14 protein-coding genes are annotated in these 13,193 nt (G+C 56.7%); 3 read left to right on the forward strand and 11 right to left on the reverse strand.

The genetic code is table 11. The features are described from left to right. Positions 1 to 7 precede the first annotated feature (7 nt). The 11 genes from bamA to E5J99_RS07820 form a co-directional block, all read right to left on the reverse strand. On the reverse strand, positions 8 to 2,521 hold the full coding sequence (gene bamA, locus E5J99_RS07770; protein WP_135497151.1) for an outer membrane protein assembly factor BamA: 2,514 nt from the start codon (positions 2,519 to 2,521) through the stop codon (positions 8 to 10). Positions 2,522 to 2,529: 8 nt separating this feature from the next. After that, on the reverse strand, positions 2,530 to 3,276 hold the full coding sequence (locus tag E5J99_RS07775; protein ID WP_135497152.1) for an isoprenyl transferase: 747 nt from the start codon (positions 3,274 to 3,276) through the stop codon (positions 2,530 to 2,532). A 69-nt stretch (positions 3,277 to 3,345) separates the two neighbouring features. Next, on the reverse strand, positions 3,346 to 4,095 hold the full coding sequence (gene porG, locus E5J99_RS07780) for a type IX secretion system protein PorG (RefSeq protein ID WP_135497153.1): 750 nt from the start codon (positions 4,093 to 4,095) through the stop codon (positions 3,346 to 3,348). 41 nt (positions 4,096 to 4,136) lie between these two features. Beyond that, entirely contained in the window at positions 4,137 to 5,033 is an 897-nt protein-coding gene (locus tag E5J99_RS07785; RefSeq protein ID WP_135497154.1) for a DUF6089 family protein, read from the reverse strand. 135 nt (positions 5,034 to 5,168) lie between these two features. Next, the gene (locus E5J99_RS07790; protein ID WP_135497155.1) at positions 5,169 to 6,056 is read right to left on the reverse strand and encodes an NAD kinase; all 888 of its coding nucleotides are present in this window, start codon (positions 6,054 to 6,056) and stop codon (positions 5,169 to 5,171) included. Positions 6,057 to 6,094: 38 nt separating this feature from the next. Continuing rightward, positions 6,095 to 7,534, reverse strand: a complete 1,440-nt coding sequence (locus E5J99_RS07795) for a BamA/TamA family outer membrane protein (RefSeq protein ID WP_135497156.1) — start codon at positions 7,532 to 7,534, stop codon at positions 6,095 to 6,097. A 15-nt stretch (positions 7,535 to 7,549) separates the two neighbouring features. After that, positions 7,550 to 8,227: a CBS domain-containing protein gene (locus E5J99_RS07800; protein WP_135497157.1), complete on the reverse strand. Its 678-nt coding sequence runs from the start codon at positions 8,225 to 8,227 to the stop codon at positions 7,550 to 7,552. A gap of 83 nt (positions 8,228 to 8,310) precedes the next feature. Beyond that, positions 8,311 to 9,090 (reverse strand): alpha/beta fold hydrolase, encoded by a 780-nt coding sequence (locus tag E5J99_RS07805; RefSeq protein WP_135497158.1) that lies wholly within the window; start codon positions 9,088 to 9,090, stop codon positions 8,311 to 8,313. A gap of 24 nt (positions 9,091 to 9,114) precedes the next feature. Next, complete coding sequence (locus tag E5J99_RS07810; RefSeq protein ID WP_135497159.1) at positions 9,115 to 9,711, reverse strand: anthranilate synthase component II; 597 nt, start codon at positions 9,709 to 9,711, stop codon at positions 9,115 to 9,117. A 95-nt stretch (positions 9,712 to 9,806) separates the two neighbouring features. Then, the gene (locus tag E5J99_RS07815; protein ID WP_135497160.1) at positions 9,807 to 10,328 is read right to left on the reverse strand and encodes a CvpA family protein; all 522 of its coding nucleotides are present in this window, start codon (positions 10,326 to 10,328) and stop codon (positions 9,807 to 9,809) included. 110 nt (positions 10,329 to 10,438) lie between these two features. Then, positions 10,439 to 10,903 carry a GatB/YqeY domain-containing protein gene (locus E5J99_RS07820; protein ID WP_135497161.1) on the reverse strand — a complete coding sequence of 155 codons (465 nt, stop codon included), beginning with the start codon at positions 10,901 to 10,903 and terminating at the stop codon, positions 10,439 to 10,441. A gap of 97 nt (positions 10,904 to 11,000) precedes the next feature. Between E5J99_RS07820 and E5J99_RS07825 the strand changes: the two genes are divergently transcribed. From E5J99_RS07825 to E5J99_RS07835, 3 genes are read left to right on the forward strand one after another with little or no spacing between them, the layout of a single operon-like run. Next, positions 11,001 to 11,714, forward strand: coding sequence for a pyridoxine 5'-phosphate synthase (locus E5J99_RS07825; protein ID WP_135497162.1), 714 nt, complete (start codon positions 11,001 to 11,003; stop codon positions 11,712 to 11,714). A gap of 9 nt (positions 11,715 to 11,723) precedes the next feature. After that, positions 11,724 to 12,791 carry a tRNA 2-selenouridine(34) synthase MnmH gene (gene mnmH, locus E5J99_RS07830; protein ID WP_135497163.1) on the forward strand — a complete coding sequence of 356 codons (1,068 nt, stop codon included), beginning with the start codon at positions 11,724 to 11,726 and terminating at the stop codon, positions 12,789 to 12,791. Then, positions 12,781 to 13,170, forward strand: coding sequence for a VOC family protein (locus E5J99_RS07835; RefSeq protein WP_135497164.1), 390 nt, complete (start codon positions 12,781 to 12,783; stop codon positions 13,168 to 13,170). Before mnmH ends, E5J99_RS07835 begins: the two co-directional genes overlap by 11 nt. The last annotated feature ends 23 nt before the right edge of the window (positions 13,171 to 13,193 follow it).

Here is a 13,193-nt window from a genome sequence, read left to right on the forward strand (position 1 = left end):
CCAAGTATTAGCGAATCTGCTGGCCAATGATGAAGTGGAAACGACCTTTTTCCTGTGTAGCCTGCCCGGCACTGTACCGGGGCACCGCATCGAAACCATAGCCGTAATCGAAGCCAAGCAAACCGAATGCCGACATGAAAATACGCGCCCCTACCCCCACCGAGCGGTAGAGCTTGTAAGGGTTATACTGACGGTACGATTCGAAAGCATTGCCGGCTTCGGCAAAGCTGAGCACATACACCGTTGCCGCCGGGTTCAAGGAAACCGGATAGCGCATTTCCAGTACGAACTTGTTGTAGGCTACCCCAGTTGAGCTGGGACTTTGTATTGCGTTGGGGCTGTTAGGGTCCTCATATCCGCGTAAGCCAATAAACTCGGTGCCCACTACGAAGTTGGAAGAGCCACCAAAACCCAGGCCCGCACCACCAAGCTTGAAGCGCTCAAAAGGGCCAATTTCCCGGTTGGAGTTGTACGTGCCGATGAAGCCGAAGTGTGCCCGGGTATTTAACACCAGTTTGCCGACGATAGGAGTGAACCAGGATGCGTCGAACATCCACTTATGAAATTCGATCCACTCGTTCACGTTTGGATGCGCGCCCTTGAAGATTGAGTATGGAGGGGTTAAGCTCAAGCTCAACGACAGCGACGAACCCCGACGGGTATAGGTCGGGTTGTCGATGCTATTGCGGGACAGAGTGGTATTCAACGTGATGTTGCTGGCAGTCCCGTTCTGGAAATTCGCGAACAGCGGATAATCCTTGGTCTCGTACTGCGTAGCCGATAGTGAGTTGCTCAGCGTGAAGTAATCATCGGGCCAGCGCAACCGACGGCCCAAACTAACTGATGCCGTATTACTTTTAATAAAGCTGCCGTTTTTAATATCAAAGCTACCGCCGTTAGTCAGCCGGTTGACAGTCCGATTCAGGCTGAATGACAAAGAATTAGGCTTCCGACCGCCCAGCCACGGCTCAGTAAAGGAGAAGGAATAGGCCTGATACTGCAAGCCATTCGCCTGCACGTTCAGCGCCAGACGCTGCCCGTCGCCGGCTGGTACGGGCGTCCAGTTGCGTAGAGTGCTGGCTTTACGCAGCGAGAAGTTGTTGAACACAAGGCCAACAGTACCGATGAAGCCTGCAGCCCCACCCCAACCACCCGAAAGGGTAATTTGGTCAGAAGGCTTCTCAACCACCGTATAGTTAATGTCAACCGTTCCCTCAGCTTGGTTAGGCACCGGGTTCAGACCGATTTTTTCCGGGTCGAAGTAGCCCAAAGTAGCAATCTGACGCTGGGAGCGAATCAGCAGTTCCCGGTTAAATTTGTCGCCGGGCAGCGTCTGTAATTCGCGGCGCAGCACATGGTCGCTGGTTTTGGTATTACCCGCAATGTTCACCTCTTTGATGCGAGCCTGGACTCCCTCGGTGATGCGCATTTCGATGTCAATCGAGTCTCCTTCCACTTTGGTTTCCACTGGGTCGATGCCAAAGAACAAATAGCCGTCATTCATGTAGAGCGACGTAATATCCTGCCCCGTGGGGTTGTAGTTCATCCGCTTCTCCAGCGTTTCCTTGCTGTAAGTGCTTCCTTCCTTAATAGCCAGTACCGACGCCAGCGTTTTGTCGTCGTAGAGGTAGTTGCCATTCCAGGTAATATTCCGGAAGTAGTACTTCGAGCCCTCATCTACCTTGATGCGCAAGGCCAACCCATCTTCCGTGCGTACCAGCGTGTCGGATACAATTGCCGCGTCGCGGTAGCCCTCGCCGTTGTAGAAGTCCAGCAGCAGCTGTTTATCGGCTTCGTACTCGCTCTTCTGGAACTTGCCAGCGGTCAAAATCTTGTACGACTTACGCTCCTTGGTCTTTTTGAGCTTGCCCTTCAGCTTCCGGTCCGTGAAGGCATTGTTTCCCTCAAACGCAATATCCCGAATCCGAATTTTGCTGCCTTTGTCCACCGCAATATTTAACACCACACTATTGGACAGGGTCGAATCCGGCACTTGCACAATCGTGGCCTTGGCATCCAGAAACCCCTTATTTGTGTAGAACTTCCGTACCTGCGTTTTGGTGTTGTTCAGCAGCGCGTCGGTTACTACTTTACCCCGGATGAGCTTGATTTTATTTTTCAACTCATCGGCTTGGCCTTTGCTGATACCTGTAAACTCAAACTTGGAAAGCCGAGGACGCTCTTTCAAATTAAAATCCAGAAAGATGCGCGTCCCCTCGATACGGGTAGTCGACACACTCACGTCGCCCAGGATACCTTGGTCCCAGAGCCGGCGGATGGCTTTGCCGATTTCCTCGCCCGGAATGGAAATCGGGTCGCCTATTTTCAGCCCTGTCAGGCCAATAAGCGTATTCGTGTCTAAGTAGGAAGCGCCACTGACGGTAATACCGGCCAACTCGTACCGTTGGGGCTCGGCCCCAGCCGCCGTCGGGGTCTGCGCCCATGCGTTGGGTACACAAATAGCCCCACCAAGGGCGAGTACGGTCAGGAACAAGAAGAATCTAGTCTGGAAGGAAATCATTCGAAAACTTACGAAACGGTTAGCTGCTCACTGGTTTTGCCAAAGCGCCGCTCCCGGCGCTGGTAGGCATGGATGGCGTCGTAGAGGTGCTCGCGCCGGAAATCCGGCCACAGCACATCCGTGATATAAAGTTCGGTGTAGGCCAGCTGCCACAACAGGAAGTTGCTGATGCGCTGCTCTCCACTTGTGCGTACCAACAGTTCCGGATCGGGCATACCCGCCGTTACCAGATAGCCCGCAATGGTTTGCTCGCTTATGTCCTGGGGCCGCACCGTGCCAGCGGCTACATCAACAGCCAAACGCTGCGCTGCTTGTGTTAGATCCCAACGCCCACTATAGCTTAAGGCCAACACCAGCGTCATGCGCGCGCCATCTTTGGTCAGCTCAATGGCTTCGCGTAGCTCTCGCTGGCAAGACTCCGGCAGGATTTCCGTTTGGCCAATTGCTTGCAGACGAATACTGTTCTTGAGAAGCGTCGGCGTTTCGTGCCGGATAGTATGCACCAGTAGCTGCATCAAAGCCATTACCTCGTGCTTGGGGCGGGCCCAGTTCTCGGTGGAGAAAGCATACATGGTCAAGAACTGAACGCCAAGCTCAGCAGCGCCTTCCACCGTGTCGCGCACGGCCGTGATGGCACTTTGGTGCCCAAAGATGCGCAGGCCACCTTTCTGTTTGGCCCAGCGGCCATTACCGTCCATGATGACGGCAACATGGGCAGGAATATTCTGAGTGTCTAGTTCGGACCGGGCGGCCATCGGTACTTTTTGCGTAAAGAGGCCGCAAGTTACGCAAATGGTTGCATTTAGCCCGGCCTAGTCTGACTTCTACCGCAACAGCTTAGGATTTGCCTTGTAAGAGTCCGGGCAATTAATCTTGTAAAAAGTATAGGAGATGCTCACGCCATTGTAAAAATACCAGTCCTGGTCGTGCGTATTCACCAGCACAGCATTCTGGGTGCCGAGATTATCTATTTCATCGGTGAAGGCTTTGCGAGCACCGGCTTCCAGGCCCAGGTTCCACCGGGGCGTTAGGGCGAGCTTGAGGCCAATGCCCGCCGGTATGGCCAACCCAACCGTATTGCCACTCTTTTCCAGCTGGTCGAGGCCAGCGTTACTGATGGTGCGGGTACGGGCTAAGAAGCCCGCCACACCCACAAAAACGTAGGGTGTGAAATGGACCTTCTCTTTGCGGTTTCGGTAGTCGAAGAAATTATATTCCACAGCTGCCCCCGCTTCTAAGATGTTGCCTTTGGTATTGGCCTGTCGATAGGCCGGCAATGGGGCTGTATTCCCATTCACCCCTCCTACGTTGGCATCGTCGGCCCGCACCAAGCCCCATAAGAAGTTCCCCCGCAGGGTAATGGGTGCAGAAATATCCTTACGATAAAAGACAGTGGCCGCCGGGCGGTTGTTCCGAAACTGATACGCTGGGGCAAGCTCCCCTTTGTAGACCATTCCTCCGATGCCGATACCTAACTCACTGGTATTTTGAGCGGCGGCGGTAGAAATAAAAAAAACACTCCCTGCTTGCACCAAGCAAACAAGGAGTGTTTTGAAGAGATTCGAATGCGTCATTAGACTAGCTGTAAGTGAAACTTGACAGCCAGTATAACTGGCTATCGGAATTTGGGGCTTTTAACGCGGGGAGCCAAGATGTAGTTTACGTTGATACCCGTAACGATGTACCAATCTTTCTCATTGCCTTTGCCGCGCATTTCGCCGGGCACGTTGAAGTTGGTGAAAGGACCGTCGTCGGTGCGGGTAATACCACGACCGAAGTACTTAGCCTCTGCGCTACCTAGCTTGGCATCATCAACATAGGTCTGGCTAACGTCGTCGAGGTAGTCGCTGAACGTCTTGCGCCAGCCGATTTCCAGGCCAATATCAAAGCTTTTGTTGACTTTGTAACGAACACCGCCACCGAAAGGAATAGAAAAGTTAGTCAGGCTGTAGTCGACGCCTTCCGTCTTGAGAGGCTGCAGATTCACATACGAGCCTTCCGATACATTGCTCACGTCGCCACCTTTCACCAACCCCTTGGGATTGTGGTGGAACACGCCAATACCAGCGAATACGTACGGCACGAAGTCTGGGCGCTTGATGTAGTTGTTACGGTTGGCAATCAGATCGAAAACACCTACTGCCGACAGTTCCACGATATCGTTGCGGAAGTTCATGTTCCGGTGGTAACGAAACCGGGCGTCTGGATCGGTAGGATCAGCGGCTTTCTCGTCGTCGCCGGTGATACGGCCATAAGAAAAGGCTAAACGAGCCGAAATACGGGGAGCAAACCGGTGGGTGAAATTTACCCCGATGTTGGGGCGGGTGGCAGCGAAGCGCAAGCTAGGGATGCTAGCCTTGGGCACGATGTCACCGAAGTAGTTCATCGCATTGAGGCTGACGCCAACGGAGTTGTACTGCTTCCGCTTACTAAACTGTTGCGCACTCGCCTCTGTGGCGACCAGCGAAACCACTAGCAGCAAAGCCAAGACGTGGGTGAAGAATTGCTTCATATTGAGCGAAATTAAGGATATGCGAAGGTTTAGAAGAGTCGTTAAATCCGTAGGGACACGAGTTCAGTCAGTGACAAAAGTAGAGGTTGGCGGGAACTTAAAAAAGAAATACAGGAAAAAGTCAATGTATTACAGTCAGATACCCACCGGATTCCGCTTGTCGAGGCCCCAATTCAACTTACTGCGCAACGTGGTCAGAAAGTTAACATGATTGAGTTTGACAAGCCGGGCAGCGAAGTTTTCACGCCGCACCGCAATTTGAATACCCGCGTCGACGGCGACCGAGCGCGAATCGAGCGACAGCAGAAAGTTGTTGCTTCGGCCTTCAATCTCGAAGGAAATCACGCTACGGTCGGACACGATGATGGGGCGAACGTTCAGATTGTGCGGACATACGGGAGCAATGATAAAATTGTTGGTTTGGGGCAGCATTACCGGCCCGCCACAGCTGAGCGAATACCCGGTGGAGCCCGTTGGCGTGGCTACGACCAAGCCATCGGCCCAGTAGGAGTTGAGGTATTCGCCGTCGATATACGTATGCACGACAATCATGGAGGACGTGTCGCGCTTTAAAATGGAAAATTCATTGAGCCCAAAATTAATGCCATCAAATACTTCCGGGTCTGTATCGACCCGAATCAGGCTGCGCTCCTCCAGCACGAAGTGGCCTTTGTAGAGCGCATCAATAGCTTGGGCAATGCGCTCGACGGTGATGGTAGCCAGGAAACCCAAACGGCCAGTGTTGATCCCTAAAATCGGAATTTGCAGCGCGCCAACATAGGTGACGGTATCGAGCAAGGTGCCATCGCCACCGATGCTGAACACGAACTGGACGCCGCGCAGCGAGTCGCCGCGGCGAAATGTCCCGATACCTTCGGGAAGCCGCAGCCGGTTGTCGAGGTAAGTACGAAAGGACTCGACGATGATGACTTCCGTCTGGCGCGCGACTAAATCGTCGAGAAGCGCCTGCAGAAACGGTAAGGTTTCTTCGTCGAAAGGTTTGCCGAGAATAGCGATTTTCATAACAAAAACTTAACCAGCCCGCCGTGTGGAAGGCCAGGTCAGATGGGGAATTCGGTGCGCAAAAAAAACCCGCCCTGTCTGTGCACATTGCGGGTATACTCCAGCGTCAGGACCCGGTCGTAGTAGGTAACCAGGTGTAAACCGACGCCCAAAGAGGCCTGTAGCCGGTTTGGCAGCTGGTTGCCAAGCGCTGTAGCCCGGCTGCCTACGTAACCGGCATCGGCAAAGGTATTTAAATATACAACCAGCGGAATGCTGTTGATTTTCGGGTTGCTTATTCCTTGCAGCCTGAGCCGGCCCAAATCGAGCAGTTGGTACGAAAGGCCTTGCCGCAACAGGCCATACTGACGGCCATCGACTACGTACTGATCGTAGCCGCGCACTAATTCCCCGTAGCCAAGCGCCCGATTGTCGGCGTAGGCAACGCGGCGGCCAAGGCGCAATTGGCCTTGCACCCCGACAGTATAGTAGAAGTCGTGGCCAAGTGCCATGTACTTGGCAGCCTGCACCCGGAGCGTGGTGAGAGCCGGCGCGGAAGCAATGAATCCCCGATGTAATACGCTGGCCTGTACATAGTGTCCCGTCAGAGGATAGGCAAAGGTATTGCGGTGGTTAAGAACCGCTGTTAGAGCCAGATCCAGATAAGCACGGCGCGGCGCGCCCAGAAAGTACTCGGGATTGAGCCGCACGACGGAGTCGGAAATTGTTTCCCGATGATAGGATACGTCCAGCAGCGCACGCCGCTGCACGGAATAGCGCCAGCGCAGCCCGGCAGTGACGTACTGCCGCTCGATGGGAAAACCGGCTTCATCCCGGAAAGTCACGAGGCGGTCTTGCACGGTGGCGTAATCGAGGGCGTGGCTGCGGTAGTAGGAAGCGCCGACACCAAAACCCAGACGCCGCAGCTTGCCGTAGCCGGGAGCATCGTAAAACAGCTCGTACTTGCGGTTGAAACCCAGCTGTAGGTTACCCCGGATTTCCTCGTTGCGTCCCCGGAAATTCTTACGCACCACATGCAGCCCATAATCGACCCGCTGCCAACGGTCGGGGCGGTCGAGCCAGGAGCGGAAGTTGCGTTCGGCCAAGGAGAAGATGGGAACCGGGAAGGTGTACCACCGCTCCTGCAAGCTGAACAGCACCGTGATTTCACCGTCGCGGCATACCGTTTGGGCCAGCACGCCGTGGAAAATCTGCAGGTTGAACAGACGTAGCCGGTTGGCTTCCAACCGACGAGCCAAGTTGACTACGCTAATCGTGTCGCCCTCCCGGAAGTCCAACTCCGCCCGCAGAATCCGCTCCTTGGTCACTTCATTGCCCACAAACAGGATGGTAGCGACGCGTACGATCTGGTAGTCGGGGCACTGGGCCCGCACCACGCTGTCTGCGGGAGCCCGCCGGGTCGGGTCGGGCGAGGCAAGCGCTGGGGTGAGAGGTGAGGGCAGCCAGCCTAGCAGCAGGACGAGCAGGTAGGCAAGCACGCGGGGAAAGGGGTTTTATAAGCTCAAATATTTGAGCAGCGCGTCGAAGCGCTCCTGCTCGTTTTCGCCGACTTCGCCAGCCCCGCTGAACTGGGCCGTAATGAGGTAGCCAAACCGCTCGAGCGTGGCCGTGATACGAGCCATATTCGGGGTGTTTAGCTTTAGGGTCAGCCGAATTTTGTAGGGGTCGTGTTCGTCCTGAGCCACATGGGCGCTGAGAATCTTGGCATTGTTCTCCTCGACGTAGCGGCTGATCTGGGTCAGGGAATAATCACGCTCCTCCATCGACAGCACCAGAATGCCGCCCTGGCCGGCTGCTATCGGCAGTTGGCCGAAGGCCGCCAGCGTATCGCTCACGGTCACGACGCCGAGGTATTCATTCTGGTCGTCGAGCACCGGCACCAGCTGCACTTTGTTCTGAATCGCCAGCTCCATGATGCTGTAGAAGTGCTGGTCGCGCTGCACGTGCACCTGCGCGAAGCCGAACGGCACATTGGTCAGCAACTCGTCGGGGTGCTCGTAATCCAGCAGGTCGGCCTCGGTGATGAGGCCCCGGTAGAGGCGATTTTCGAGCACGGGCAACTGGCCAACGTGGAATTCTTCCAGCCACTTGGCCGCTTTACCGGCTGAGTCCGACACTTTCAGTGGAGGAATCATTTGGTTGAGCAAGTCCTCAGCAATAATCGAGTGCATTGGCGGAAAGAACTGAAAGCCAGAAATAAACTAGGAAGACGGCGCGACGAGTAAGCCGGCAGGCGGTGGTTTTGTTCAGCCCCTTACGTCAGAGCTGGCTCCGGGGCCGTGCGTCGCAGAAACTGGCGCAGCAGCCGATTGAATTCCCGGGGGTGCTCCATCATGGGCACGTGCCCACAATGGTCGAGAAAGCGCAGTTCCGACTGCGGCAGTAGCCGATGAAACTCGTGGGCCACCACCGGTGGCGTTATCGTGTCGTTCAGCCCCCAGACCAGCAGCGTTGGTGCGGAAACCTTCGTCAGATCCTTGCCCAGATTATGCCGCTGGGCCGAGCGGGCGATGCTGATGATGCGCAGGCACTTGGTATTGGAATTGGTGACGCTAAAGACCTCATCCACGAGCTCTTTGGTGGCAATGCTGGGGTCGTAGAACGTGTAGCCCACGCGCTCCTGCACGAAGGCGTAATTGCCGCGCTTAGGAAAAGAGCCGCCCATGGAATCCTCGAACAGCCCGCTGCTGCCGGTAAGCACGATGCGCGTCACCATGTTGGGGTTGCGCAGCGCATATACCAGCGCAATGTGGCCACCCAAGGAGTTGCCGAGCACCGTTAGGGGCTCGGTGAGCTGCACCTGCCGCAGGAAATCTTCGACGTAGCTCACCAAGCCTGGCACTCCGGCCTGGCTGAGGGGCATTTCATAGATGGGCAGTAGCGGAATCACGACCCGGTAGTCGGTGCTGAACTCCGCCACTACGTCCTGCCAGTTGCTGAGGGCCCCAAACAGGCCGTGGAGCAGCAGCAGCACCTCGCCGGTGCCTTCTGCTACATACTGAAAACCGTTCTGTTCCTTTATCTGCAATTCCATCTTCTCGGGAGATTTCGAGTCCGGCTACGCTGACTGACCATCCTTTGCAATGATACAACACTTGACCCAATTGGCTAGCAGGGGCAGGCCGTGGGTGGTGAGGAGTGCTTCGGGATGAAACTGGACGCCATACAGCGGTAAGGTACGGTGCCGGAATGCCATCAGTTCTTGCGCGTCGTCGAGGGTATACGCCAAAGGCTGCAACTCCTTTGGCAATGATTTGATAATCAGGGAGTGGTAGCGCGTAACGGGAATTTGCGCGGGCAAATCGGCAAATAAGGCGGCGGCTCCCTCGCTCTGTATTACCGATACTTTGCCGTGCATGGGGCGGGCCGCCCGCGTGAGCTGCGCGCCGAAAAACTCGCCCAGCGCCTGATGGCCCAGACACACGCCAAGCATCGGCACCTGCTGATGATACTCCGCGATGAGCGCCATCAGGCAGCCCGCCTGGCGTGGTGTGCCCGGCCCCGGCGACAACACGATGGCGTCGAAAGCCAGTTGCCGAATCTCAGCCAAGGGCACATCGTTGCGCACCACCTGTACGCTCACTCCCAGCTGCCGGAAGTAATCCAGCAGATTATAGGTGAACGAGTCGAAGTTGTCGAGCAGCAGCAGGTGCATAGTAGCCTTCTGATCCGTTTTTCTACGCCAAAGTTGCAGGCGGCCTTTTCTGGCCCCACTAGCCTCGCACTGGCTTACCAACACTAGCTACTTGACTAAAACACACCGCGTAGCTTTTCCAGCAATGTAGCGGCAAACGGCATAATGAAGCTCACGATTTCTAGGGCAAACGGTGTGGCTTGCTGCACAATGGGCAGCACCTGCGAGTCGGCGATGAGCGTGGGCGAGAGCAATTTGAGACCGGCAAAGCCCACGCCGTGGAGCAGCAGACTAATACCCAACACCCACTTCAGCGCCCCGGCCGCGGCTCCCAGCAGATTATCCAATACGCCCAACGGGGTAAGGTGCACCGCCGTTTTGAGGAAACCACCCGCCAGGTGTACGCCCCAGGTAATGAGCACGAACACCAGCAGAAACGCCACGATAGGCAGCAGCCCAAACGCCTCGCCCACGTAGTTGCGTACCAGCGGAATGGCATCGCTGAGCAAAGCCAGTCCGCCAATAATGCCCAGCACGAAGGCCAGCAGCGAGGCCGCCTCCAGCACCAGGCCCCGCCGAAAGCCCTTCACGGCTCCTACGCCCAGCGGCAGCAACAACAGAATATCGAAGCCGGACACAGAATTAAGTAAGAATTGGTAATCAGTAAGTAAGAATTCGTACTGAGCAACAAGAGAAAGAGGACGTTGAGCCCAATTTTTAACTGCTCAGTACGAATTCTTAACTGACTCTACACATTCGTGTTGTTGAGCAGATTGCTTACCACCTGGGAAACCAGTTTGCCGTCGGCCTGGCCTGACAGCTCCCGGGCGGCCGCGCCCATCACCTTACCCAAGTCGGACGGGCCCGTGGCTCCGACGCGCTGGATAATGGCCACGATTTTCTCCACTATATCCGCCTCAGAAAGCTGCTCGGGCAAGTATTCTTCGATGATAGCCAACTCGGCCAGCTCAGTTTCCTCCAGGTCGGAGCGGAACTGCTTCTGGTAAGTGTCGGCGGCCTCACGGCGCTGCTTAGCCGCTTTGTTGAGCAGCTTCAGCTCGGCCTCCGGCGTGAGGGCCGCGCCGTGGGCGCCTTCGGCCGTTTCGGCCAACAGGATCTGGGACTTAATGCTGCGCAGCGTCAGCAAGCGCACTTTGTCCTTGGCCAGCATAGCCTTTTTAATATCCGCGTCGATGGTGTCTTTCAGAGCCATAAGTTTGTAGTAGTAATGTCTGGAATCAAAGATTCCGACTGGCCGCGTATTTTTGACCCACGCTGGCCGTTTTGGAGTCAGTTTTTCGCCTTCTCTCATGACGAAACTTAGCGTAAACATAAATAAAATAGCCACGCTACGGAATGCCCGGGGCCACAACCGTCCGAACGTGCTGCAGGTAGCCCGTGACTGTGAGCGGTTTGGCGCCGAAGGCATTACGGTGCACCCACGCCCCGATGAGCGCCACATTCGCTACCAGGACGTGCACGACCTGCGCCAGATCGTGACGACGGAGCTGAATGTAGAAGGCAATCCAACCCCGGATTTTCTGGAGCTGGTGCGCGCCGTGCGGCCCGAGCAGGTGACGCTGGTGCCCGACGCCCCGGATGCCATTACCTCCAATGCGGGCTGGGACACCATTACGCACCAGATTTTTCTGCTGGGTGTGGTAACGGAGCTGAAATCTATCGGCTGCCGGGTATCCATTTTTCTGGACCCCGACCCGGCCATGATGAAGGCCGCCGTGGCCACCGGCACCGACCGGATTGAACTCTACACCGAAGACTACGCCCGCCTCTACCCCACCGACCCGGCCACAGCTATAGCGCCCTATATTGCGGCGGCCCACATGGCCCAGCAGTTGGGGCTGGGGCTGAATGCCGGCCACGACCTGGACCTGGAGAACCTAGCCTACCTCAAGCAGAACTTACCGGGGTTGGCCGAGGTTAGCATCGGGCACGCTTTGGTGTGCGACGCGCTATACCTGGGGCTGGAGAATACGATTCAGCTCTACCGGCGTCAATTGCAATAACCCCCGTTCATGCCCCGCCTTCCCCTTCACGAGTTCATGCCTGTGGCCGCCGACATCCCGATTCTGGATGTGCGCGCGCCTGTCGAGTACGCCCAGGGCCATATTCCTGGCGCCCTGAGCTTTCCGCTGTTTTCCGACGAAGAGCGGGCCCGCATCGGCACGGCTTATAAGCAGGTGAGTCAGGAGCGGGCCGTGCATATCGGCCTGGAGTTTTTTGGGCCGAAGATGAGCCGCATGGTGAAATACGCCCAAAAGCTGGCTCCCAACAAGGAAGTGCGCCTGCACTGCTGGCGCGGCGGCATGCGCAGCGGAGCCGTGCTTTGGCTGTTGGAGCTGGCCGGGTTCAAGGTGCATCTGCTCGACAAAGGCTATAAGGATTACCGCCGCTGGGCCCTGGCGCAATTCTCCCAGCCGCGCCCGATGCTGATATTAGGCGGCCTGACGGGCAGCGGCAAAACCGACGTGCTCCACGAGCTGGCACGCCGTGGCGAAACCATCGTGGACCTGGAAGGACAGGCCAGCCACAAAGGCTCGTCGTTCGGGGCCATTGGCCTGCCGCCCCAGCCCACGCCCGAGCAGTTCGAAAACAACCTAGCCTTGCTCCTGAGTCAGCTGCCGACCGCAGTGACGCCGTGGCTGGAAGACGAAAGTCTGACGATTGGGCGGCTGACGATTCCAAAGCCGTTCTTTGAGCAGATGCGCCACGCGCCACTGGTAGTGCTCGATATTCCACACGACGTACGCACCCGCAAGCTGGCGGCGGAATACGGCAAGGAAGACCCGCAGCTGCTGGCCGAGGCCATCGTGCGCATCAGCAAGCGCCTTGGCGGGCTAGCCACCAAGGAAGCCCTGGCCGCCATTGAAGTCGGCGACATGGAAAAGATGGTCGACATTGCCCTCACTTATTACGACAAAACCTACGGCTTTGGGCTCAACGGCAAAGTCAACGCCCAGATCGTGCGGGTGCCTTCCGCTACCTGCGACCCGGTCGTTAATGCGGAGCTGGTGCTGGCGGCAGCGGCCGAAGCCGGTTTGTTTGCCGGGGTTCATCCTGCGCTGCCTTCCCATGCTGGCTAAGCTGCGCGTAGCTCGGCCCACCGACAATCTGGCGGCCGTGGTGCGGTTTTACCAGGAGGGCCTCGGCCTGACCCAACTGGCCAGCTTCACGGCCCACAACGGGTTCGATGGCGTCATGCTGGGCCAGGCCGCCGCGCCCTATCATCTGGAGTTCACGCAGCAGCCGGGCCACACCGTGGGGCGGGCGCCAACCGCCGACCATCTTCTGGTATTTTACCTACCCGAAGAAGCGGAGTGGCAAGCGGCTGTGCAGCGCCTGCGCACGGCGGGCTTTGCTCCCGTACCGGCCTACAATCCTTACTGGGACCAGCAGGGTCTTACTTTTGAAGATCCGGACGGTTACCGGGTAGTTTTACAACACGCGGCCTGGAACCTGTAGCGTTCCTGAGCTGCCTCTCTTCT

This window comes from Hymenobacter elongatus (assembly GCF_004745955.1).
GTDB lineage: Bacteria > Bacteroidota > Bacteroidia > Cytophagales > Hymenobacteraceae > Hymenobacter > Hymenobacter elongatus.

Coding starts and splice junctions, on each gene's coding strand:
- E5J99_RS07825 (WP_135497162.1), top strand. CDS start 11,001: ATGACGAAACTTAGCGTAAACATAAATAAAATAGCCACGCTACGGAAT.
- E5J99_RS07835 (WP_135497164.1), top strand. CDS start 12,781: ATGCTGGCTAAGCTGCGCGTAGCTCGGCCCACCGACAATCTGGCGGCC.
- E5J99_RS07810 (WP_135497159.1), bottom strand. CDS start 9,711: ATGCACCTGCTGCTGCTCGACAACTTCGACTCGTTCACCTATAATCTG.
- E5J99_RS07805 (WP_135497158.1), bottom strand. CDS start 9,090: ATGGAATTGCAGATAAAGGAACAGAACGGTTTTCAGTATGTAGCAGAA.
- bamA (WP_135497151.1), bottom strand. CDS start 2,521: ATGATTTCCTTCCAGACTAGATTCTTCTTGTTCCTGACCGTACTCGCC.
- E5J99_RS07790 (WP_135497155.1), bottom strand. CDS start 6,056: ATGAAAATCGCTATTCTCGGCAAACCTTTCGACGAAGAAACCTTACCG.
- E5J99_RS07785 (WP_135497154.1), bottom strand. CDS start 5,033: ATGAAGCAATTCTTCACCCACGTCTTGGCTTTGCTGCTAGTGGTTTCG.
- E5J99_RS07775 (WP_135497152.1), bottom strand. CDS start 3,276: ATGGCCGCCCGGTCCGAACTAGACACTCAGAATATTCCTGCCCATGTT.
- porG (WP_135497153.1), bottom strand. CDS start 4,095: ATGACGCATTCGAATCTCTTCAAAACACTCCTTGTTTGCTTGGTGCAA.
- E5J99_RS07800 (WP_135497157.1), bottom strand. CDS start 8,227: ATGCACTCGATTATTGCTGAGGACTTGCTCAACCAAATGATTCCTCCA.
- E5J99_RS07820 (WP_135497161.1), bottom strand. CDS start 10,903: ATGGCTCTGAAAGACACCATCGACGCGGATATTAAAAAGGCTATGCTG.
- mnmH (WP_135497163.1), top strand. CDS start 11,724: ATGCCCCGCCTTCCCCTTCACGAGTTCATGCCTGTGGCCGCCGACATC.